This window comes from Mycolicibacterium neworleansense, assembly GCF_001245615.1.
GTDB classification, from domain to species: Bacteria; Actinomycetota; Actinomycetes; order Mycobacteriales; family Mycobacteriaceae; genus Mycobacterium; species Mycobacterium neworleansense.
Genome location: NZ_CWKH01000003.1, coordinates 774,940 through 795,022, shown reverse-complemented (window position 1 = coordinate 795,022; position 20,083 = coordinate 774,940). Strand labels below are relative to the sequence as shown.

At 67.6% G+C, this 20,083-nt stretch carries 23 protein-coding genes and 1 pseudogene; 13 read left to right on the top strand and 11 right to left on the bottom strand.

Going from position 1 to position 20,083, the window contains the following annotated elements; all coding sequences use genetic code 11:
• Window positions 1–49: 49 nt before the first annotated feature.
• The 4 genes from BN2156_RS28435 to BN2156_RS28420 are packed head-to-tail and all read right to left on the bottom strand — an operon-like array spanning window position 50 to window position 2,877.
• Window positions 50–871, bottom strand: a complete 822-nt coding sequence (locus BN2156_RS28435; protein WP_090518263.1) for a L,D-transpeptidase — start codon at window positions 869–871, stop codon at window positions 50–52.
• A complete protein-coding gene (locus tag BN2156_RS30820; protein WP_162490951.1) occupies window positions 864–1,079 on the bottom strand; it encodes an SCO6045 C-terminal-like domain-containing protein in 216 nt (71 codons plus the stop codon). Before BN2156_RS30820 ends, BN2156_RS28435 begins: the two co-directional genes overlap by 8 nt.
• A complete protein-coding gene (locus tag BN2156_RS28425; RefSeq protein WP_090518623.1) occupies window positions 1,076–1,942 on the bottom strand; it encodes an MbnB/TglH/ChrH family RiPP precursor modification enzyme in 867 nt (288 codons plus the stop codon). Before BN2156_RS28425 ends, BN2156_RS30820 begins: the two co-directional genes overlap by 4 nt.
• Window positions 1,939–2,877, bottom strand: a complete 939-nt coding sequence (locus tag BN2156_RS28420; RefSeq protein WP_235625528.1) for a TIGR04222 domain-containing membrane protein — start codon at window positions 2,875–2,877, stop codon at window positions 1,939–1,941. Before BN2156_RS28420 ends, BN2156_RS28425 begins: the two co-directional genes overlap by 4 nt.
• Before the next feature lie 234 nt (window positions 2,878–3,111).
• On the opposite strand from BN2156_RS28420, the gene BN2156_RS28415 reads away from it, so the two are divergent.
• From BN2156_RS28415 to BN2156_RS28405, 3 genes are read left to right on the top strand one after another with little or no spacing between them, the layout of a single operon-like run.
• Complete coding sequence (locus tag BN2156_RS28415) at window positions 3,112–3,663, top strand: YdcF family protein (protein ID WP_090518262.1); 552 nt, start codon at window positions 3,112–3,114, stop codon at window positions 3,661–3,663.
• Between the two features lie 22 nt (window positions 3,664–3,685).
• Window positions 3,686–3,928, top strand: coding sequence for a hypothetical protein (locus tag BN2156_RS28410; RefSeq protein ID WP_090518261.1), 243 nt, complete (start codon window positions 3,686–3,688; stop codon window positions 3,926–3,928).
• A gap of 24 nt (window positions 3,929–3,952) precedes the next feature.
• Window positions 3,953–4,552, top strand: coding sequence for a TetR/AcrR family transcriptional regulator (locus tag BN2156_RS28405; RefSeq protein ID WP_090518260.1), 600 nt, complete (start codon window positions 3,953–3,955; stop codon window positions 4,550–4,552).
• Here the strand turns inward: BN2156_RS28405 and BN2156_RS28400 are convergent.
• On the bottom strand, window positions 4,545–5,021 hold the full coding sequence (locus BN2156_RS28400; RefSeq protein ID WP_090518259.1) for a DUF2834 domain-containing protein: 477 nt from the start codon (window positions 5,019–5,021) through the stop codon (window positions 4,545–4,547). The genes BN2156_RS28405 and BN2156_RS28400 overlap by 8 nt on opposite strands.
• Window positions 5,022–5,109: 88 nt before the next feature.
• On the opposite strand from BN2156_RS28400, the gene BN2156_RS28395 reads away from it, so the two are divergent.
• Window positions 5,110–5,715, top strand: coding sequence for a TetR/AcrR family transcriptional regulator (locus BN2156_RS28395; protein WP_090518258.1), 606 nt, complete (start codon window positions 5,110–5,112; stop codon window positions 5,713–5,715).
• Window positions 5,716–5,764: 49 nt separating this feature from the next.
• Entirely contained in the window at window positions 5,765–7,321 is a 1,557-nt protein-coding gene (locus BN2156_RS28390) for a phytoene desaturase family protein (protein ID WP_090518257.1), read from the top strand.
• Here the strand turns inward: BN2156_RS28390 and BN2156_RS28385 are convergent.
• Window positions 7,318–7,665 (bottom strand): UBP-type zinc finger domain-containing protein, encoded by a 348-nt coding sequence (locus BN2156_RS28385; RefSeq protein WP_090518256.1) that lies wholly within the window; start codon window positions 7,663–7,665, stop codon window positions 7,318–7,320. The genes BN2156_RS28390 and BN2156_RS28385 overlap by 4 nt on opposite strands.
• 33 nt (window positions 7,666–7,698) lie before the next feature.
• Here BN2156_RS28385 and BN2156_RS28380 point away from each other — a divergent pair.
• Window positions 7,699–8,141, top strand: a pseudogene (locus tag BN2156_RS28380) (SRPBCC family protein).
• 9 nt (window positions 8,142–8,150) lie between these two features.
• Here BN2156_RS28380 and BN2156_RS28375 read toward each other — a convergent pair.
• Both BN2156_RS28375 and BN2156_RS28370 read right to left on the bottom strand, forming a co-directional pair.
• Window positions 8,151–8,630 (bottom strand): Hcp family type VI secretion system effector, encoded by a 480-nt coding sequence (locus tag BN2156_RS28375; protein WP_090518255.1) that lies wholly within the window; start codon window positions 8,628–8,630, stop codon window positions 8,151–8,153.
• Window positions 8,631–8,737: 107 nt separating this feature from the next.
• Window positions 8,738–10,405 carry an alpha-keto acid decarboxylase family protein gene (locus BN2156_RS28370; protein WP_090518254.1) on the bottom strand — a complete coding sequence of 556 codons (1,668 nt, stop codon included), beginning with the start codon at window positions 10,403–10,405 and terminating at the stop codon, window positions 8,738–8,740.
• A gap of 17 nt (window positions 10,406–10,422) precedes the next feature.
• Here BN2156_RS28370 and BN2156_RS28365 point away from each other — a divergent pair, with 17 nt between their 5' ends.
• The 4 genes from BN2156_RS28365 (at window position 10,423) to BN2156_RS28350 (ending at window position 13,863) form a co-directional block, all read left to right on the top strand.
• Window positions 10,423–11,505, top strand: a complete 1,083-nt coding sequence (locus BN2156_RS28365) for a CaiB/BaiF CoA transferase family protein (RefSeq protein WP_090518253.1) — start codon at window positions 10,423–10,425, stop codon at window positions 11,503–11,505.
• 59 nt (window positions 11,506–11,564) lie between these two features.
• Window positions 11,565–12,467, top strand: a complete 903-nt coding sequence (locus BN2156_RS28360) for a universal stress protein (RefSeq protein ID WP_090518252.1) — start codon at window positions 11,565–11,567, stop codon at window positions 12,465–12,467.
• A complete protein-coding gene (locus BN2156_RS28355; protein WP_090518251.1) occupies window positions 12,460–13,338 on the top strand; it encodes a universal stress protein in 879 nt (292 codons plus the stop codon). The genes BN2156_RS28360 and BN2156_RS28355 overlap by 8 nt, the downstream gene beginning before the upstream one ends.
• Before the next feature lie 81 nt (window positions 13,339–13,419).
• A complete protein-coding gene (locus BN2156_RS28350; protein ID WP_090518250.1) occupies window positions 13,420–13,863 on the top strand; it encodes an SRPBCC family protein in 444 nt (147 codons plus the stop codon).
• A 59-nt stretch (window positions 13,864–13,922) separates the two neighbouring features.
• Here BN2156_RS28350 and BN2156_RS28345 read toward each other — a convergent pair whose 3' ends face one another.
• Complete coding sequence (locus tag BN2156_RS28345) at window positions 13,923–15,197, bottom strand: hypothetical protein (protein ID WP_090518249.1); 1,275 nt, start codon at window positions 15,195–15,197, stop codon at window positions 13,923–13,925.
• Window positions 15,198–15,655: 458 nt separating this feature from the next.
• On the opposite strand from BN2156_RS28345, the gene BN2156_RS28340 reads away from it, so the two are divergent.
• Together BN2156_RS28340 and BN2156_RS31325 are read left to right on the top strand one after the other, a co-directional pair.
• On the top strand, window positions 15,656–16,573 hold the full coding sequence (locus BN2156_RS28340; protein WP_090518248.1) for a TIGR03564 family F420-dependent LLM class oxidoreductase: 918 nt from the start codon (window positions 15,656–15,658) through the stop codon (window positions 16,571–16,573).
• Window positions 16,574–16,739: 166 nt separating this feature from the next.
• Window positions 16,740–17,117 (top strand): WhiB family transcriptional regulator, encoded by a 378-nt coding sequence (locus BN2156_RS31325; protein WP_308208115.1) that lies wholly within the window; start codon window positions 16,740–16,742, stop codon window positions 17,115–17,117.
• Here the strand turns inward: BN2156_RS31325 and BN2156_RS28330 are convergent.
• Window positions 17,114–18,280 carry a pyridoxal phosphate-dependent aminotransferase gene (locus BN2156_RS28330; RefSeq protein ID WP_090518246.1) on the bottom strand — a complete coding sequence of 389 codons (1,167 nt, stop codon included), beginning with the start codon at window positions 18,278–18,280 and terminating at the stop codon, window positions 17,114–17,116. The genes BN2156_RS31325 and BN2156_RS28330 overlap by 4 nt on opposite strands.
• Before the next feature lie 135 nt (window positions 18,281–18,415).
• Between BN2156_RS28330 and BN2156_RS28325 the strand changes: the two genes are divergently transcribed.
• The gene (locus BN2156_RS28325) at window positions 18,416–19,522 is read left to right on the top strand and encodes an alkene reductase (protein ID WP_090518245.1); all 1,107 of its coding nucleotides are present in this window, start codon (window positions 18,416–18,418) and stop codon (window positions 19,520–19,522) included.
• Window positions 19,523–19,568: 46 nt separating this feature from the next.
• Here the strand turns inward: BN2156_RS28325 and BN2156_RS28320 are convergent, their stop codons facing one another.
• On the bottom strand, window positions 19,569–20,036 hold the full coding sequence (locus BN2156_RS28320; RefSeq protein WP_090518244.1) for a hypothetical protein: 468 nt from the start codon (window positions 20,034–20,036) through the stop codon (window positions 19,569–19,571).
• Window positions 20,037–20,083 lie beyond the last annotated feature (47 nt).

Below are 20,083 nucleotides of genomic sequence, written 5' to 3'. Positions count from 1 at the left end.
AAGTCGGCAGCGCCCGCGACGGCACCACCGACTCCGGCGGTCTCGAGGTCTAGATCTGCCAATCGTTGGAGCCGTCGTAGCGGGTGTAGGTACCGCCGGTGGAGTTCTGCACGATGATGGGATCGCCGGGGCGGAAGTTGTCGAAGAACCACTTCGCGTTGGCCGGGCTGATGTTGATGCAGCCGTGACTGACGTTGCGCTTGCCCTGATCGGAAACCGACCACGGAGCGCTGTGGACGAAGTCGCCGCTGTCGTCGAACCGGACGGCCAGATCGACCGTCAACTTGTATCCGTTGGGCGAGTTGACCGGGACGCCATAGGTCGACGAATCCATCACCACCGAGGGCATCTTCTCCTGAACGTAGAAGGTGCCGTTCGGAGTCTGGTGGCCGCCGGATGCCATGCCCATCGACATCGGGATGGTTTTCTCCACCGTCCCGTTGCGGGTGACGGTCAGTTGGTGGGTGGTGTCGTTGGCCGTGGCCACCAGCGTGTCCCCGGTGTTGAAGTTGGACACGGTGCCCGCGGCATCGACGGTGACCGAGGTGTGGGCGGGCCAGAAGCTCAGCGGACGCCAACGCAGTTGCGTCGGGGTGATCCAGTAGAACTTGCCGGGAACTTCCGGCACCGACGAGACATGGATGGCGTTCTCGGTGGCACCGGCGTCCTCGACCGGCCCGGGGAAGTTGATGATGATCGGCTGGGCCACACCGACGGTCGAGCCGTCGGCGGGGACGAGCCTCGGCGGCTCGAACGGTGCCGGATCTGCTTGTGCGGCACCGGCGCCCAATAACAACGCACAACCCACCATGGAGGCCGCCCCGGCTGCCCGCAAAGCGCGGAAAAGCCTGCCCCTCGTCCACTCAGTCATCGGACCATCGTGTCATGCGGGTCAGGCGGCGCCGGTAATCCGGCGACCACCGGCGCCGCCTGACAGCGTCGACGTGCGCATCCCGCTTGTGGCGGCACACCTCGCCGGCCGCGGCCACCGCGGCCGGATCCAAGCCCGGCGGTACCGTGCCACCGGCCACCAGGGCGCGGACCAGAGCGGCTTGCCGCTGAGCCAACGTCTCACTCATGCCCACACCTTTCGTGCGTCGGGGGTGATCGACGCGGCTCCCGCCGCCGCGGCGATCGCGTCGAGCTCGTCGAAAAGCTCTGCGGCGGGCGGGAACCGGCCGTCACGCTCCAGCATGAACGGGGTGTCCACCCGCTCCCGCAGCGCGGTGACCAGGTCCAACACCTCCGCCGGCGTCCGCTCCGTGTGGGTGTCATGGTAGAAATCCTCGCCATCGCGGCCGCCCGCGACGTGGCTGTAGGCCACCTGCTCGACCGGCAACCGCGCCAACTCCCGCAGCGGATCGCGGCCGCGGTTGCGGGCATTGGCGTACACGTTGGCCACGTCGAGCACGAGCAGCACACCGGTGCGCTCCACCAACTCGGTGAGGAACTCCGACTCGGTCAGATCTGACTCCGGCCACTCCACGAACGACGCGATGTTCTCCAGTGCCAGTGGCACCGGCAGTTCGCGCCGGGTGCGCCCGATGTTGGCGGCCAGCACGTCGAGTGCCTCCCGCGTGCGGGGCACCGGCAGCAGATGCCCGGCCTCGATCCCGCCGGCCCGGACAAAGGCGATGTGCTCGCTGACCAGCGGAGCGCCGAGCGCCTGTACGCATGCCGCCAGCCGCCGGACCCGCTTGGGCTGCACGGGTTCTGCACCGCCCAGCGAGAGTGCGACACCGTGCGGGATGACCGGGACGCCGCGGGCGACAAGTTCCGCCAGTGCCGGGTCCGGGTGGACTCGACGGCGACGCATCGGCATCGACTCGGCGATCACCTCGCAGAACCCGGGCCGCAGATCGGCAACCACGCCGGCGATCTCGCGTCGCCACCCGATGCCCACATCGCCCAGCGCGGGCACGGTACGGTCCGAGGCGCTCATCCGCCGCAACCTCCGCACCCGCCACAGCCACCGCAGCCGCCGCCACCACCACCGTCGCCGCCACACGAGGCGCCGCAGCCGCCACCGTCGGATCCGCCGGAGGAGTCCCCGGCCAGTTGCACCGAGGTCGAGTAGCCGGCGTCCACGGCCCACAGGGCGCCGGTACCGAACAGAGCCACCGACATCGCCACCGCAGCCGGGCCGTAGGTGTCGAAGGCGGGTCGCTTCGCCGGCTCCAGGTAGGCCAGTTCGTTCTGCCGGGCGGCCAGCAGACGACGGCCCGCGCGGGTCAGCCGATTCACCCCCAACAGGTGTGGCAGCACCACTGCGCCGTACAGGACGGTGGCGATCACCACGGCCACGAGGGGCACCGCGTCCTCGGGGCGATCAGACAACTGAGTTGCCAGGTACACGGCGTAGGCGATACCGATCGCCGTCATGATGATCGACGGTGCCGTGCCCCAACGCATGCGGGCCCGTTCGGCCCGGGTTCGCACCAGGCCCCGCCGGCTCAGTTCCTCCTCCAAGACGGCCAGGTCATCCTCGGATGCGGCGTACAGGCCGGGCACAGTGTGCTGTGTGTCGGCGGCGACCCGTTCGAGCACCTGTGTGGTGAACCGGTCGGCCTCCGGGCTACGCACGCTGTGGTCCACCCGTCTGTCGCCGGTGATCCGCCCGGCGGCGCGCAGGCCCGCCAGTGCGGTCACCACCGGGGCGATGTCGGACCGGAGGAACGCCAGCTCGGTCGGGCTGATCGGTTCGGTGGCCGCACGCCGACGCGGCGTCGTCGCGATCCGCCACACCACCGCGAAGATCACGGTCGTGGCCAGCGCGGCCAGATATCCGTAGGCCGTCGCCGGCATTGCCGTCGCGTACCTGTCGATCAGCTCCTCGATCGGCATCGCAGTCACCTCCTGGTATTCGGTTGAGATCACCCTGCCTGCGTCAATTCCCTTACCGGTCACAACTTTCAGCCAGCGTGCACGGTGCGGGACAGGACTCACTGAGGAGTTGGTGGCCGTTGTCTGAGGAAAATCGGTGCCATCGTCCGGGAACGGATCAGCGGACTCCGACGCCACATTGGCCAGATCGGTAACATCAACCTCATTGACAACGACATTCACAGTTGTCGCAGCGATCGGGGGCTGAGATTGGGTAACCGGCTGAGGATGCTCGTCGTCGCGCTGGCATGTGCCTTCGCGCTGACGGCCGCGCCGGTGACCGCACAGGCCGCGCCGGCAGTGGCAGGCAAGGACTTCACCAAGCCCGCCATCGTCATCCTCGGCTACGGGCTGAAGCCCGACGGCTCGATGCGGGCCATCCTGTATCACCGCACCCTGACCGGCCTCGCCATCGCGCAGGCGTTCCCACAGGCACCGGTGATCGTCACCGGTGGCAACCCGCAGAACGGTCAGACCGAGGCCGCGCAGATGCGCAATCTACTTGTCATGCTTGGTCTTCCGGCCAGCCGGATCATCGTCGAGGACCGGGCGAACAGCACCGTGCAGAACGCGCAGTTCTCCGTTCCGCTGGCCAAGAAGGCGGGCGCGACCGGCATCATCGTGGTGACCTCGTCGACGCATCAGGGCCGCGCCGACCAGAACTTCGCCGACGCCGGCGGCAATGTGCTGGCCACGGTGAGCTTCCCGGACGGCAATCCGTCGGTGAACATCGCCCAGTTCGTGCGGGATGTGCTCAGCCCATTGACACCGATCGGCTGACGGACGGCGTTACGCTGCCGGTATGCGCCGGATGGTGATCGGTGTCTGCGCACTGGCGGTGGTCTTCGCGCCGTCTGCCGCTGCGGAACCGGCTGCCCTGGATCCGACCGGTAATCGGTCCGGTGGCCCCGTGCCGACGGTCAACGGGGTGCCGTGCGTGGGTGGCAATCTGGGTGTCTGTCGAAGCTTCAGGCAGAACCGTCCGCCGGCCGCCCACCCAGGTTCGCGGTCCAGTGTCGGGCACAGCCCCACCGTGCGCCGCTGACCGGCACTACCATGACAGCCCGAGATGAACAGTCCCACGACGTCGGTTGAGGCCGACAAGAGCGCGTTCCGGTCGCGTCTGCTCGACGCCATGATCGAATCGATCGTCGAGGACGGCTATCAGAACACCACGGTCGCCGACATCGTGCGGCGGGCCAAGACGTCGCGCCGTACCTTCTATGAGCACTTCGCCAGCCGCGAGGAGTGCTTTGTCGCGCTGCTGACCAGCGTCAACACCAAGCACGTGCGTGAGGTGGCCCGTGGGGTCGACCGTAGTGCGCCCTGGCAGGCTCAGGTCCGCCAGGCGGTCGAGGCATGGATCGCCTCCTATGAGGCCCACCCCGAATTGATGTTGGCCTGGATCCGCGATCTCCCGACGCTGGGTACCGCGGCGCGGGCATTGCAGCGCGAGTCGATGGAGCATTTCATCGGCATGGTGCAGGCCATGACGAACAACGAGGCGTTCCGCTCTGCCGGGGTGTCCATCTCGCGGCGACGCACCATCATGATGCTCGGCGGGTTGCGTGAGCTGACCGCGATCACCGTGGAGAGCGGTGGTCAGGTCGGGGAGATCACCGAGGACGCGGTGCTGGCCTGCACCGCGATGCTGATGCCGCTCAGCTGATGGCGACTGCCGCCTGTTGGTGGCGGCGCTGCCGTTCGAGTGTGGCGAAGTAGAAGGCGAACGCGAACGCGAAGCTGGTGAACAGGCTCGACACGAAGAACAGCCAGGGGTGCCGGATCCCGCGACGCAGCCCGTCGATGATCGTGAACAGCGGCAGCAGAATGACATTGGCGATCGTGTAGTCGGCACTGGCCGAGCCGGCCGCCGGGTTGGTGTACCCGAGTGAGATGAACTCGGCCCAGCTTCCCGGGCCCCAGATCGGGTTGCCGCCCGGCTGGGCGTAATCCGCGACGAACCGCATGTTGAAGTACCAGCAGATCGGGATCGAGGCGAGCCCGACGAGGTAGTAGGCCAGCTCGACGCGGGACAACGCCGGCCCGGGTGGCCGGGAGAAGATTTGTGGGTTGAGACGGATCACGAGCGCGACGACGGCCACGCCCAGCACTGCATGAACGATGAGCGACACCATGGCGTGAGCACACTCTCGAATCCAAGTTTTGTCAATATTGACATTTCGTGCGGTGGGGGATCGGCGGTGGTGCGGTAATTTCACTGCCATGGTCAGACCCGCGCAGACCGCGCGCAGTGAGCGCACGCGCGAGGCGCTGCGTCAGGCCGCATTGGTGCGGTTCCTGGCCCAGGGGGTCGAGGACACCTCGGCCGAACAGATCGCCGCTGACGCCGGGGTGTCTCTGCGCACCTTCTACCGGCACTTCACGTCCAAGCACGATCTGCTGTTCGCCGATTACGACGCGGGCCTGCACTGGTTTCGGGCCGCGCTGGCCGAGCGGCCGGCAGGAGAATCGATCCTCGACTCGGTGCAGTCCGCGGTCCTGGCCTTCCCGTATGACGTCGACGCCGTGACGAAGATCGCCGGCATGCGTGCGGTCGAGCTCGATCCCGACCGGATCGTGCGACACATCCGGCAGGTCGAGTCCGATTTCGCCGATGCGGTGGCCGAGCTGCTCGTGGCGCGCCGGGGGCGGGTGCCGCAAGGGGATGAGCGGCTGCGGATCGTGGTGACGGCCAGATGCGTGGCGGCCGCGGTGTTCGGCGCCATGGAGCTGTGGATGGTCGGCGACGAGGCGGGGGAGCGTTCGCTGCCGGAACTGGCGCGGATGTGCCGGGCCGCGCTGGAGACGCTACGCACCGGCCTTGATTGATGTTTTGTCATGATTGACAAAACTGCAGGCTCGGTGTCAGCCTCTGTCGATGGCGGACTACGACGCGATCGTGATCGGCGCCGGGCACAACGGCCTGGCCGCTGCGGCCCTGTTGGCGCGTGCTGGAATGCGCACCCTCTGCCTTGAGGCCAAGCGGTACGCCGGTGGCATGGCCTCCACCGTCGAGCTGTTCGACGGCTACCGGTTCGAGATCGCCGGCTCGCTGCAGTTCCCCACCTCGGCGGTGGTCAGCACCGAACTCGGGCTGGACACCCTGCCGACCGTGGACCTGGAGGTCATGTCGGTATCCCTTCGCGGCATCGGCGACCCGCCGGTGGTCTATTACGCGGACCCGATGAAGATGCTCGCCCACCTCGGTGAGGTGCACGGCGCCGACGCGGTGGCCGGGATGGCCGGACTGATGGCCTGGAGTCTGGCGCCCACCCGGGCGCTGGGCCGGTTCGACGCCGGGCGCCCGCCCCGCACTATCGATGAGATGTATGCCTGCGCGGCAACAGAATCCGAGCGCGCAGCGATCGATGACCTGTTGTTCGGGTCGGTCAGCGATGTCCTGGACCGGTATCTACCGGACCGGGACAAACACGGCGCGCTGCGCGGCATGCTGGCGTTCCTGGCGGTCAACACCACCTACCGGGGTCCCGAGACGCCCGGCAGCGCGGCCGCCCTCGCCTACGGTCTGGCGGTGCCCGACGAGAACGCCATGCTGATGAAGAAGCTCGCGGGCGGGATCGGCGCCCTGACCGAACATCTGCAGTCGGTGTTCACCGCCGCCGGTGGCGAGCTGCGGTTGCGCAGCAGCGTCGAGCGGATATCGGTCGACGGCGGCCGGATCACCGGGATCCGCCTGGCCGGCGGCGCGACGATCACCGCCCCCGTCGTGGTGTCGGCGATCGCTCCGGACACCACGGTCACCGGGCTCATCGATCCCGAGGCGTTGCCGGTCGAGGTGCGTGAGCGGTACACCCGCATCGATCACCGCGGCAGTTATTTGCAGATGCACTTCGCCCTCGACGGTGCTCCCACCTTCGACGCTCCCTACGAGATGCTCAACGACCCTGAGATGCAGGCCGCCATCGGCCTTTTCAGCACTCCCGAGGAGCTGCAGCAGCAATGGCAGGATGCCCGCCACGGGATCGTGCCCGCCGATCCGGCGATCGCCTTCCAAATTCCGTCAGCACATGATCCGACGCTGGCTCCGGCGGGTAAACACGCGGCCTCGGCGTTCGCGTTGTGGTTCCCGGTCGAGGAGTCCGCCACCGGGTACGGCGAGATGAAAGCCGAGATGGGCCGGCGCGTGATCGAGAAGATCACCAGGTTGGCACCGGATTTCGAGCGCCGGATCCTCCGTCACACCACGTTCACCCCGCGCCACATGGGGACCATGTTCGGCGCGCCGGGCGGCGACTACTGCCACGGCCTGATTCATCCCGAGCAGATGGGGCCCAACCGTCCGGGGCCGAAAGGGTATGTCGGTCAACCGATTCCCATCGACGGGCTGTATCTGGCCAGCGCCGGGTGCCACGGTGGCCCGGGGATCACCTTCATTCCGGGTTACAACGCAGCCAAGGCCGTGCTCGGCGACTAGCGGTTGCGTAGCTGCTCGACCCAATCCTTGGGCACGCGCCCCTTCGGTCCTGGCACCGGCTGATCATCGGGATGATGCTGTGGCGGCGCCAGCTCCGGCCCGTCGTAGTAGTCGTTGGTCTCGAAGTTCCAGAACCAGTCCTCGCCCGGCTCGAACGAGCGGATGATCGGGTGTCGGCTTTCACGCCAGTGCGCCGACGCGTGACGGGCCGGCGAATCATCGCAGCACCCGATGTGCCCGCAGGCCGCGCAGCGCCGCAGATGCACCCACCAACCTCCGTCGGCGGTGCACTCGGCACATCCGGGTCCGCTGGGCCGAGCGGTCGGATCGACGGCATTGCTCATATCCTGCAGCGTAGCCCCGAGTAATCTCGCCGCATGGCAACCAGCGATTCGCGTGAAGTAGTCATATCGAGGCGACCCCGCAGGAGATCCTCGACGTTGTGGCCGATGTGGAGGCGACGCCCACCTGGTCGCCGCAGTACCAGCGGGCCGAGATCCTGGAGAGCTACGACGACGGGCGTCCCAAGCAGGTCAAGATGACCGTCAAGGCCGCGGGCCTGACCGACGAGCAGGTGATCGAATACACCTGGGGCGAGAACAAGGTCAGCTGGACTCTGGTGAGTGCCGGCCAGCTCAAGGCCCAGGACGCCAGCTACACCCTGACTCCCGACGGCGACAAGACCAAGGTCCGGTTCGACATCACGATCGACCTTTCGGTGCCGCTGCCGGGCTTCATTCTCAAGCGGACCATGAAGGGCGGCGTCGAAACCGCCACCGAGGGTCTGCGCAAACAGGTGCTCAAGGTCAAGAAGGGCTGAGCGCGTTCGTCATCCGGGCCGGTTGGTTCGCACGTCGAAAGTGAAGTGCTGGCCCTCGTCCAAGGATCCGTCGGGCCGTCGCCGCCGGTAGTGCAGGTCGACCTTCGCATACCGCAGGGTCACCGTTTCGGTGTAGGGCTGGGCCTCCAGGCCGGTCTGGGTGACGGCGTTGATCGTCACATCGGTGAGCTTCACCGTCAGGAAGTCCTGCTGGTTCTCACCGGCCTTGCGGTGGCTGATCGTCGCTTGGGCCAGATGCCGCCCGCTGGCGCAGGCCGACAGCAGCGCGGGCGTGGCGCTGTCGATGGTGTGGACGATCAGCAGATCCTGAAACGTCGCCTTGCCCGCGCCGGCACCGCCGCCCGCCGCCGGGGATCCGCCGGCGGCGACACCCCACGAGAACGACACCACGTCGATCTCGTCCCGATGCCGGGAATCGACCGATTCACCTTTGATGTCACCGATTTTGGCGAAGATTTCTGTGGGCACCGGATGTCCTCCCGTGAGATCAGCAGTTCATTTGCCATCTCAACCGGGTGGGTGCCGTCGCGAATAGAGTAATTGCCTACTCGAATTCACGGTTCGGCCTCGCCGGGCTAACTGGAGTTGGCGTCCGAGGCGGACTGTGCCAGCTCGGTCAGCAGGGGCGGGATGTCCATCCGGCCCAGCATCACCTCGACCAACACCATGCGGTCGGGTGTCGCGGCCGCTGCCGTGAGTGCATCGTCGAGTTCGCCGTAGGTGCTGACCCGGAACGTCAGCGCGTCGGGGACGCCCAGCGCGGCGGGCAGCTCCGTCCAGCGCCATCCGGTTATGTCGTTGTATTCGGCTGTGACACCGTGGATTGCGCGTTCCACGGTGTAGCCGTCGTTGTTGACCACCACGATGACGGGTGCCAAGCCCTCACGGCCGAAGGCCCCCAGCTCCTGGATGGTCAGCTGGGCGGCGCCGTCGCCGATCAGCAGCACGGTCCGGCGGTCGCGGTCGGCGAGTCCGGCGCCGAGGGCGGCCGGCAGGGTGTAGCCGATCGAGCCCCACAGGGGTTGGCCGATGAATGTCACCCTGGAGGCCAGCCGGTGTCCGGCCATTCCGTAGAACGACGTGCCCTGGTCGGCCAGCACCACGTTGCCAGGGGTGAGGGCCTCAGAAAGCCTGTCCCACAAGGATTCCTGGGTCAGCGCGGCGTCTCGGGCCGGAGGGTCGGCGGCTGTGCGGGTGGTGAGCGGGGGCAGCGCGGGTGAGGTGATGCCGCGCTCGGCGAGGATCGCGGTGATGGCGTCGAGTGCTGCGGCCATGTCCAGTGGGGCGTACACCTGCCCGGCCACGACGCTCTGGTTGACGCCGATGTCGACAGTGCGTGCCGGGTCGAGGCGCTGGCTGAAGAACCCGCTGACCATATCGGTGAACAGCACCCCGGCGGTTACCAGCACCGGCGCGTCCTCGATCGCCCCGCGCACCGAATCTTCGCTGGCCGCACCCGCGTAGATGCCCAGATAATTCGGCGAGCTCTCGTCGACCAGGCTCTTGCCCCACATCAGGGTGGCGTGCGGCACGGTGTCGGCTGCCAGCAGCTTGTTGAGTTGGTCGACGCAGTCCATGCGGTGCACCAGGAAATCGGCGAGCACGGTCAGCCGGTGGTCAGCGATCAATTCGGCCGCCGCGGCGGTGAACATCGAAAGGGCTCGCGGACTCGTGCCGCCGGTGTAGCGGGGCAGCGGCGCGGCGGGAGGTTCGGTGGGGAACCGGGCCACATCCGTGGCGATCAACAGGTAGCCGGGCCGTTTCTGTTCTCGCACCTCGGAGAGCACGCGGTCGATGTCGCGGGTTGCCGTCGCCGGCGCCAGATTGGCTTGGGCGCAGGTGATCTCACGACTGATCCGCAGGAAGTGCTCGAAGTCGCCGTCGCCGAGGGTGTGGTGCACGATGCGTCGCGCACCCTGGGAATCCTTGGAGGGTGCGCCGACGATGTGCACCACCGGTACGTGTTCGGCGTAGCTGCCGGCGACCGCGTTGGCCGCCGACAGTTCACCGACGCCGAATGTGGTGACCAGGGCGGCCATGCCGCGTAGCCGGCCGTAGCCGTCGGCCGCATAGCCGGCGTTGAGTTCGTTGGCGCCGCCCACCCACCGCAGCGTCGGGTGGGCGAGGATGTGGTCGAGGAATTCCAGTTGGTAATCGCCGGGGACGCCGAACACCTCGGTCACCCCGAGTTCTGCGAGCCGGTCCAGCAGATAGTCACCGACGGTGTAGAGGTTTTCGCCCATCCTTTAGTGTGCCTCGCATGACCAACACCGGACCGCTCGCCGGAGTGCGAGTTATCGAACTCGGCGGCATCGGCCCCGGGCCACACGCCGCGATGATGCTGTCGGATCTGGGCGCCGACGTGGTGCGGGTGCGTCGCCCGGGTGGCCTGACCATGCCTGCCGAGAACGTGGATCTGCTGCACCGGGGCAAGCGCATCGTCGACCTCGATGTGAAGAGCGAGCCGGGCAAGCTGCTGGATCTGGTCGCCAAAGCCGATGTGCTGTTGGACTGTTTCCGGCCCGGCACCTGTGAGCGCCTCGGCATCGGTCCGGCTGACTGTGAGGCCGTCAACCCGCGGTTGGTCTTCGCCCGGATCACAGGCTGGGGCCAGGACGGGCCGCTGGCCACTACCGCCGGCCATGACATCAACTACCTGTCGCAGACGGGCGCGCTGTCGGCGATCGGCTACCGCGACCGCCCGCCGGTGGCCCCGCTCAACCTGGTCGCGGATTTCGGTGGCGGCTCGATGCTCGTCGTCATCGGTATCGTCACCGCGCTGTACGAGCGGGAGCACTCGGGCAAGGGCCAGGTGATCGATGCCGCGATGGTCGACGGGGTCAGCATGTTGTCGCAGATGATGTGGACGATGCGGGCCACCGGATCGTTGCGCGACGAACGCGAGTCGTTCCTGCTCGACGGCGGCGCCCCGTACTACCGGACCTATGAGACCTCCGACGGCGGCTACATGGCGGTCGGGTCGATCGAGCCGCAGTTCTTCGCGCAACTGGTCGCGGGTCTCGGGCTGGACGCCGGCGAGATTCCGGGGCAGTTCGAGCTGGCCCGCTACGACGAGATGCGGGCCATCTTCACCGAGCGGTTCGCCACCAAGACGCGTGACGAGTGGACCGAGATCTTCGCCGGTACCGATGCCTGCGTGACACCGGTGCTCACCTGGGGTGAGGCGGCCAAGAGCCAGCATCTGCTGGACCGCTCGACACTGATCACAGTCGACGGTGTCGCGCAGGCCGCCCCGGCTCCGCGGTTCTCCCGTACCCCGCCGGGCGCACCCGGGCAGCCGCCGCAGTCGAGCACCGACATCGCCGACATCGGCTGGACCTGACACGCACCTGAGGCCTTTGGTCCCTGGCCATTGCGGCGCGCAGCAGCCACGATGAACGTGTGACTTCCTCCAACGCACCTGTAGTGGTCGGAATCGACGGCAGCGACGGGGCGCTCGATGCGGCCCGTTGGGCCGGTGCGGTCGCCGCACGTTTCGGCGCGCCGCTGCGCATCGTGCACGCGCTGCCGTCTGTGGGCCGCAATCTGACCCAGACCGCGGCCGCGTTCACCGCGGCGATGATGTCCTATCAGCGCGACATGGCGGACGCCTTCCTGAAGGCCGCCACCGAGGCCGTGCGCGGCGATCATCCGGAGTTGCCGGTGTCCACGGTGTCGTTCAACGAGCCCGCCGACCAGGTGTTGATCGACGCCAGCGCCGATGCGAGTCTCGTCGTGCTCGGCGGTAAGAAGGTGACTCCGGCCGCGGCACTGTTGCTCGGGTCGACGGCGCTGTCCGTGGCGACCCGGGCGGCGTGCCCAGTGGTCGCCTTCCGAGGGGAGAACGTGGCTCCGGACGACGGTCCCGTCGTGGTCGGGGTCGATGACAGCCCTGCTGCGCAGGCCGCGCTGGAGACGGCATTCGAATTCGCCGATGGCTTCGGGCTGACGGTCAACGCGGTGCGGTCGTTGTCTTTGGCCGCGCCGACCCAGACCGGCGTCACCATCCCGCTGCTGATCGACTGGGATGGCGTGGAGTCCGCCGAACTGGCCGACCTCACCGAGACCGTTGACGTTCACCACAAACGTCACCCGGGCGTCGACGCGAAGTGTTTCATCGAGCCGGAATCCCCTGGCAAGGCACTGCTGAAGCATGTCGCCGACTCCGGGCTCGTGGTGGTCGGTTCCCGGGGCCGCAACGCGCTGGCCGGCGTCCTGCTGGGTTCGACCAGTCTCAACCTCCTGCACCACAGCCCGGTGCCGGTGATGATCTGCCGCGCTGCACAAGGAGATTCGAATGAGTGAACATGACGTCCGCCACGGCATCGTCGTCGGCGTCGACGGGTCGCCCGCCTCGGATGCCGCCGTCGCCTGGGCGGCTCGCAACGCGGTGTTGCGGGGCGTCGGGCTCACCCTGGTGTACGCGCTCCCGGGAGCGGCGTCACCCGTCTGGCTGGATGTCGCTCTGCCCCAAGACTATTGGGATTACCAGGATCAGCAAGGCCAGAAGATTCTGGATGCCGCGCGCGGAGTCGCGGTCAAGGCGATCGCCGGCCATCAGGAACCTCGGATCATCGCGAAGGCGGTTCCCGGGCACGCGGTGGCCACGCTGATCGAGTACTCGCGGCGCGCCGATCTGGTGGTCGTGGGTTCGCGTGGTCTGAGTAAGTGGGGACGCCGGTTGCTCGGATCGGTCAGCTCGAGCCTCGCGGCGCATGCCCACGGACCGGTTGCGGTGATTCCCGAGCGCGAACCCCCGTCGGACGGACCCGTGGTGGTGGGGGTGGACGGGTCGCGCGCCTCGGAGTTCGCCACGGAGATCGCCTTCGACGAGGCGTCGCGGCGCGGTGTGGAACTAGTGGTGGTGCACACCTGGACCGATCTGAACTTCGAGTTCCCCGACCTCAAGTGGGAAGACCTGAGCGCGGAGGCCGAGCGTGCCCTGGCCGAGCAGCTGGCCGGGTGGTGCGAGCGATACCCCGATGTGGTGGTGCGCCGCGTGGTCATGCCCGACAAGCCGGCTCGTCAGTTGCTGGCGCAGGCCGAGAGCGCGCAACTGGTGGTGGTCGGCAACCGTGGCCGGGGCGGTTTCACCGGATTGCTGCTCGGCTCGGTCAGTTCCGCGGTGGTGCATTCGGCCATGTCACCGGTGATCGTCGCGCGACAACCCGGCTGACCGGCCGCGCAGGCTTGTCCCTGACGGCTTCGCTTCGGCGAACCGCAGCCATGGGCGGCGCGCTTCGCTAGATTTGGAGGCGTGGCCGTGCAGGCATCACGCGAGGCGGTCTTCGACGCCTCGCCGGAGGCGATCATGGAGGTGCTCGCCGATGTTGCCGCGCTGCCGTCCTGGTCTGCGCTGCATCGTCGCGTCGAGGTCATCGACCGCTATCCCGACGGCAGGCCGCACCACGTCAAGGCGACGATGCGGCTGCTGGGCATCACGGACAAAGAGCTGCTCGAATTCCATTGGGGCGACCACTGGATGTTGTGGGATGCCGAGCCCAACCTGCAGCAGCGCGGGCAGCACGTCGAATACAACCTGACGCCCGAGGTGGACAAGACGCGCGTGCGCTTCGACATCATCGTCGACCTCGCGATGCCGATCCCGGAGTTCCTGATCAAGCGCGGACGGACACTCGTGCTCGACGTCGCCATCGAGCGGTTGCGTCAGCGCGTCATGAGGCATTCACAGCAGCGCTGATTCCCGGCAAGTCGGCCCCGCCGGTGGAGGATGGCGGGGCCGACGGCCATGGGGTGCGGTTACTCGCTGTCCTTGACGGAGCCCGAGCCGGCGCTGTCGGTGCCGCCATCGGCCTTCTTGGCGCTGGGCTTGGCAGTGGCCTTCTTGAGCCCATCGCGGATCTTCGAGACCGTCGAATTCACCTTCTTGCCGACCGAATCGGCAGACGTCTTGATGTCGCTGCGAAGCTTCTCGGCGGCGACAGCCGTCTTGCCGGTCGTGGACTTGACGCTGCTGCGCACCACCGGGGTCTCGGTGGTCTCGTCGGTGCTGGTGGTCTCGGTGTCGGAAACCGTTGTCTCCGTGTCGGTCACGGTGGCCTGTTCGGCGACCTTGACGACGGTGGCCTTCACCTCGGGCTCCGTGGCCAGGCTGACGGCCACGGTGTCGGCGGTAGCCGACGGCAGCGCGGCTGGATCCTCGGTGGTCGCCGTGTCGGTGGGCGCGGTGAGCGCAGCCACTTTGGCGGCGGGCGCCGGCGCGCCGATCGCCTGGGCGATGGCCCGGCGGACCTGCACCATCACGCCGGCGATCGGGCCGGGCAACGGGGACATCGTGGGACTTTCGGGCGTCAGGATCCCGGGCGTGAACTCCGTGCCGTTGATCACCCCATTGAGAACCAAGGCCGGCGTGGCGATCAGGGCGTTAACGGCCGCGACTGCATCGCCGCCCTTCACCGCGTCGGCGAAGGCCTGCACGCCGACACCGAGCTGGCCGCTGAAGCTCGACATGATCTGCAGCGAACCCAGGACGGTGCCGAACAGCGTCATCGGGTTGGCGATGGTCTGGGCCACGTTGTAGAGGTTCCCAGTGATGCCGACGGTGATCGACGACAGCGACATCAGGGGCATCGCGATGCCGATCGCCAACCCGAACAGTGGATATGTCATCTGCGCAATGGCCAGGTCGAACCGGCCTTCGTCCAGTGCGGTTTTCACCATGTCCGCATACATCGGCAGGTCGTTGACCCACTGCACCACACCGTTGCCCATGCCCTGGACGATGGTGCTGATCGTCTGGGCGTGTTCGGCCCCGTTGTGCAGCAGCTGGGTCAGGATCGGTGCCGGGTCGGCGAGGATCTGCTCGGCAAGTGTGGTCGCGCTGACCCCGGTGTTGGTGAACAGCTTGACCCACGCTTCCAGCGGATCAATCGCTGCGGTTAGCTGAACGGCCGTCGACTGGATTGCCGGCGCCGGTAGATCCGCAGGAAGGGGCGATAGCGGCGTGAGCGCGATGGCGCCGGCGCCGATCAGGGCGACTCCTGTTGCGAGTGGTGAGCGAAGTGTGACGGGCATCTAGTTCCTATCGGTGGGTGATCTTGGACACCGGGAGAGTACCTGGGAAATGCCTGAAAAACACAAAATGGAACGTGTTCGTACCGGGGTGGCGCGGCGGGATATTTTCGTCGGTGCCTGCCAATTTATTGCTGGTCATGCCTGGGTCTGCCACGCCGGGTTCGGAAACTACGACGGTTCACATCAGTCGCCGCGTGGCAGGTGCCCATCGTTGCGTAGGAATGTTTGATTGCCGCTGGTCGAATGACAGGTATCCAGACCTGCCGATCTTGATGGAGCCGTCACGGCAAATTATTTGCTGGGACAAATCCGACATGGCTGCAGAATGAGCCGGTAAGTCTCGCCTTTGCTCGGCGTAGCCGAGAATTTCCACTGAAGTTTGCTGGGTGGCTGTCGCGGGTATGGCGCAGCGTGAGCGGAACGGAATAGCCCGAACTGGCGCGCCGGTTGGTGCGGTTATGCCGACCGGAGTAGTTCTTGCCCTCGACCCATCCGCCCCCAATGTCGTCGACGCCGCGATATCGCAGGCCCGCACCGCGTATGCGGCCGGGGTGCATCAGATCTGGCTCGCCCAGCAATTCGACGTCGACGCCATCACCCTGGCCGCGCTGATCGGGGCGGCCGTGCCCGGCCTCGGCGTGGGCACGTCGGTGGTGCCGATCAATCCCCGCCATCCGCTGTTGGTGGCCTCGGCCGCGCAGACCGCACAGGCGGCCGCGCACGGAAACTTCACGCTGGGGCTCGGTCTGGGTTCGCATGCGCCCGAGCACCGGGCTTTCGGCACGGTGTGGTCCGATCCGGTGGGCCGGCTGCGCGAACACCTGCAGGTGCTCCACGCGATCCTTCACGATGGTGAGGTCGACTTCCACGGCAGTGCCTTCACCGCGAACCCCGAGTGGCCCGTGCGTGTGCCGGGCGGCGCTCCGGTCCCGGTGTACGTGGCTGCGATGGGACCGAAAGCCCTTCAGGTCACGGGTGAACTGGCCGACGGGACACTGCCGTACCTGGCCGGGCCTCGCACAGTGGGGGAGTTCATCGTGCCGACGATCACCGCGGCAGCCGAGGCGGTGGGTCGGCCGCAACCCCGCGTAGTGGCCATGGTGCCGGCACTCGTCGCCGCCGACGCCGATGCTGCCCGCAGTGCCGCCGCGCGGCAACTGGCCTTCTACGAGACCATCCCGTCGTATCAGAAAGTCATTGCCCGCGAGCAGGTTTCCAGTGTGGCTGAACTGGCGGCGGTCGGGTCGGCGGCGCAGGTGCGGGTCCAGCTGCAGCGGTATCTCGACGCCGGCGCCACTGATGTGGCACTCAGCCCGATCCGAACCGAGCCGGAGGACCTGGCCGCCCTGTGGGCGGTGGCCGCCGGCCTGTCCTAGCGCTCGGCGGCGCAGCCGAGGTGGACATACCACTCGAAGGCGCGCGGTGTGCCGGAATGCGGCAGCAAAGTGTCGCGATCTGCGGCCGATTCCTTACATGGTGACAAGGTGGCGCCTAGGCCTGGGCTGGCAGCATGGCAGGCCCAACGCCACTTTCCTCAAAGGGGTGAACGCCTTGTCCCGCACGCTTTTCGACCGTCAGGCCCTGCCGGAATTCGTTGTGCGACAGGCGATACCCGACACCGCCGCCCGCCCGGCGATCCCGATCAACCGCTCCCCGCGCAACCTGCCACCACCTGCGATCGATGAGTGGAGTTGGCAGCAGAGCGGCCTGTGTCGGGACCATCCGGCCGAGGTGTTCTTCCCGGAGGAAGCCCGCGGGCGCCCGCTGCGCCGCCGGGAGGACGCGGCCAAGGCGATCTGCCGCGCCTGTCCGGTGCTGGAGCGGTGTCGTGCGCATGCCCTTTCCGCTCCCGAGGCCTACGGCATCTGGGGTGCGATGACCGCCAGGGAGCGTGCCGTCGAACTGAGCGGCGAACGCTAGACGCGCAGCACGTCGAGCCGGCGGATCGCCTCTTCCATGGTGTCATCGCGTTTGCAGAAAGCGAAGCGCACCAAGTGATTCCACAGATCGGCGTGCGGAGCCTCGGGATCGCAGAACGCCGACATCGGGATCGCGGCGACCCCGGCCCGGTGCGGCAGCTCGGCGCAGAACTGTGTGCTGTCGGAGTAACCCAGCGGCCGCGGGTCGGCGCACAGGAAGTATGTGCCGCGGCTGTCGTGCACCTCGAACCCGATGTCGGCCAGTGCGTTGGACAGCCGGTCCCGCTTGGCCTGGAAGGACTCGCGCAGGTCGGCCACCCAGCCGTCCTCGTGGTTGAGCGCGTGGGCCACCGCGGGCTGGAACGGGCCGCCGCCCACATAGCTCAGGTACTGCTTGGCGGCCCGCACCCCGGCGATGAGATCGGCGGGCCCGCAGGCCCAGCCGATCTTCCAGCCGGTGACGTTGAACATCTTGGCCGCACTGGAAATGGTCACGGTGCGTCCGGCCATGCCGGGATATCCGGCCAGCGGGAGGTGCTGGACACCGAACACCAGCTGCTCGTAGACCTCGTCGGTGATCACCAGCAGGTCATGCTCGATGGCCAGCGCCGCGATGGCCCGCAGCTCGGCATCGGAGGCCACCGCACCGGTCGGATTGTGCGGAGAGTTGAGGATCAGCGCTCGGGTCTTGGGTGTCACGGCCTGGCGCAGACCTTGTATGTCGATCCCGAACCCGGCGCCGTCGGCGACCAGGGGCACCGCGGTACGGACACATCCGGCCATCGCGATCACCGGGGAGTACGAGTCGTAGAAGGGCTCGATCACCAGGACCTCCGAGCCTGGCTCGACCAGGCCGATCACCGCCGCGGCGATCGCCTCGGTGGCGCCGACGGTCACCAGCACCTCGGTGTCGGGGTCGTATTCGATGCCGTAGTGGCGTTTGCGCTGCGCGGCGATGGCGTTCCGCAACTCGGCGATACCGAGGCCGGGCGGGTACTGGTTGTGCCCGCTGGAGATCGAGTCGATGGCCACTTTGAGCATCTCGGCCGGACCGTCCTCGTCGGGGAATCCCTGGCCGAGGTTGACCGCGCCCAGCCGACTGGCCAGCGCAGACATCTCCGCGAAGATGGTGACGGCGAAGGGCTGCAGTCTCTGGACGGTCATGTTGGTCGAGCGTAGGCGTGGTGACTGGCCGAGACTGCGGTGAGATCGTGAAATCGGGCGAAACTGCGGTCTGGACGCAGGCTCGGCGGTCGCAACGCGGGAATGATTGCCGCGCCCCCGGCGCTCTAAGACTGCGTGACCCAGAAACTGAACGCCGACGCCGCCCTGCTGCAGCCGATCCAGGTCGGTGACACCGCCGCCGCCAACCGTCTGTTCATGGCACCGCTGACGCGTTCCCGCGCCGATGCCGACGGCACTCCGTCACCGCTGGCCGCGCAGTACTACACGCAGCGCGCCGGTGCCGGCCTGATCATCAGTGAGGCCACGGCCGTCGCAGAGACCGCCAACGGTGCCTACATGAACACTCCCGGCATCTACACCGACCGCCATCAGCACGGCTGGGCCGAGATCGCGGACTCGGTGCACGCCGCGGGCGGCAAGATGTTCGTCCAGCTGTGGCACGTCGGCCGCCTGGCCCACCCCGAAATCAGTGGGTTCGAGGCCGTCGCGCCCTCGGCGATCGCGGCCGATGTGGTCACCCACACGCCCACCGGCAAGAAGCCGCTGCAGACCCCGCGTGCGCTCGAGACCGCCGAGATCCCGGTGATCGTCGGGCAGTTCCGGGCCGCCGCGCGCCGCGCTGTCGACGCCGGCATGGACGGCGTCGAGATCCATGGCGCCAACGGCTACCTGCTGCACCAGTTCGCCTCCGATGTGGTCAACCAGCGCACCGATGCGTACGGCGGTTCGCCGGAGAACCGGGCCCGGCTGACCGCCGAAGTGGTCGAGGCCGTGGTCGACGAGATCGGTGCGGGCCGCGTCGGGTTGCGCATCTCGCCCGGGAACACGGCGGGCGGCATGCGGGAGAACGACACGGTGGGCACCTACGAGGCGTTGCTCGACCGCATTGCCCCGCTGGGCCTGGCCTACCTGCACGTGCTGATCGATCCGGCCGAGCACGCGTTCGGCGTCGTCCGGGCGCTGTGGTCGGGCACCTTTGTCCTCAACACCGGCCGCAATTCCGGCACCGACTTCTCCCAGCTGGAGAGCTACGCCGAATGGGGCGCGATCAGCGCGGCCGCGGTGGGGCGGGCATACCTGGCCAACCCCGACCTCATCGACCGGCTACTGCTGGGCGCCGAGCTCAATGAACCCGACATGGCCACCTTCTATGCGCCCGGCCCGGCGGGCTACACCGATTACCCGACGCTGATGGCGATCGAGGAGCCCCGCTCCGCCTGACGGCTCCTACTGCCCGTTGCTTCTGCGGTGAAGGGCCAAAGTGTGGTCAGTCCGTCTCGACCTCGGTCACGCCAGACAAGTCCTCGATGGCGACCGGCGCCGACCCGGAGAAACGCACGCCGATGCCGAACTCCTCGCCCATTGCGAGGCCGCACTCGGCGAAGCGGATCATCCAGGAACCGTCGGCCCAGATGATCGCCTCGGGCAGGCCGAACGGCGCCTCCGGCTCGTCGAGCCGTTCGCGGTCCACCGAGTCGAGCGCCCACACAGGATCGGTGAGCTCGGCGACGAGATAGCGCGAAGCGGCGGCTGCGAGCTCGTCGAATCGGGCGATCGCCTCCGCAGCGGAGTCGACGGCCGCATCCGTCGGTGGCCCTGCCGGTTCGATGACGATGCTCACCGTGCGCTGTTCGCTACCGGGCAGAGTGGCCGACCAGCAGGCAAGCTCCTCCGAGAGTGGGATGCAGTCCAGCACGGAACCCCGCACCTCGATTTCCTCGGGTAGGTCGTTCATGCGGCGAGTCAACCATGGGCGATCGGCACTCTCCGGCTGTTGAGAGC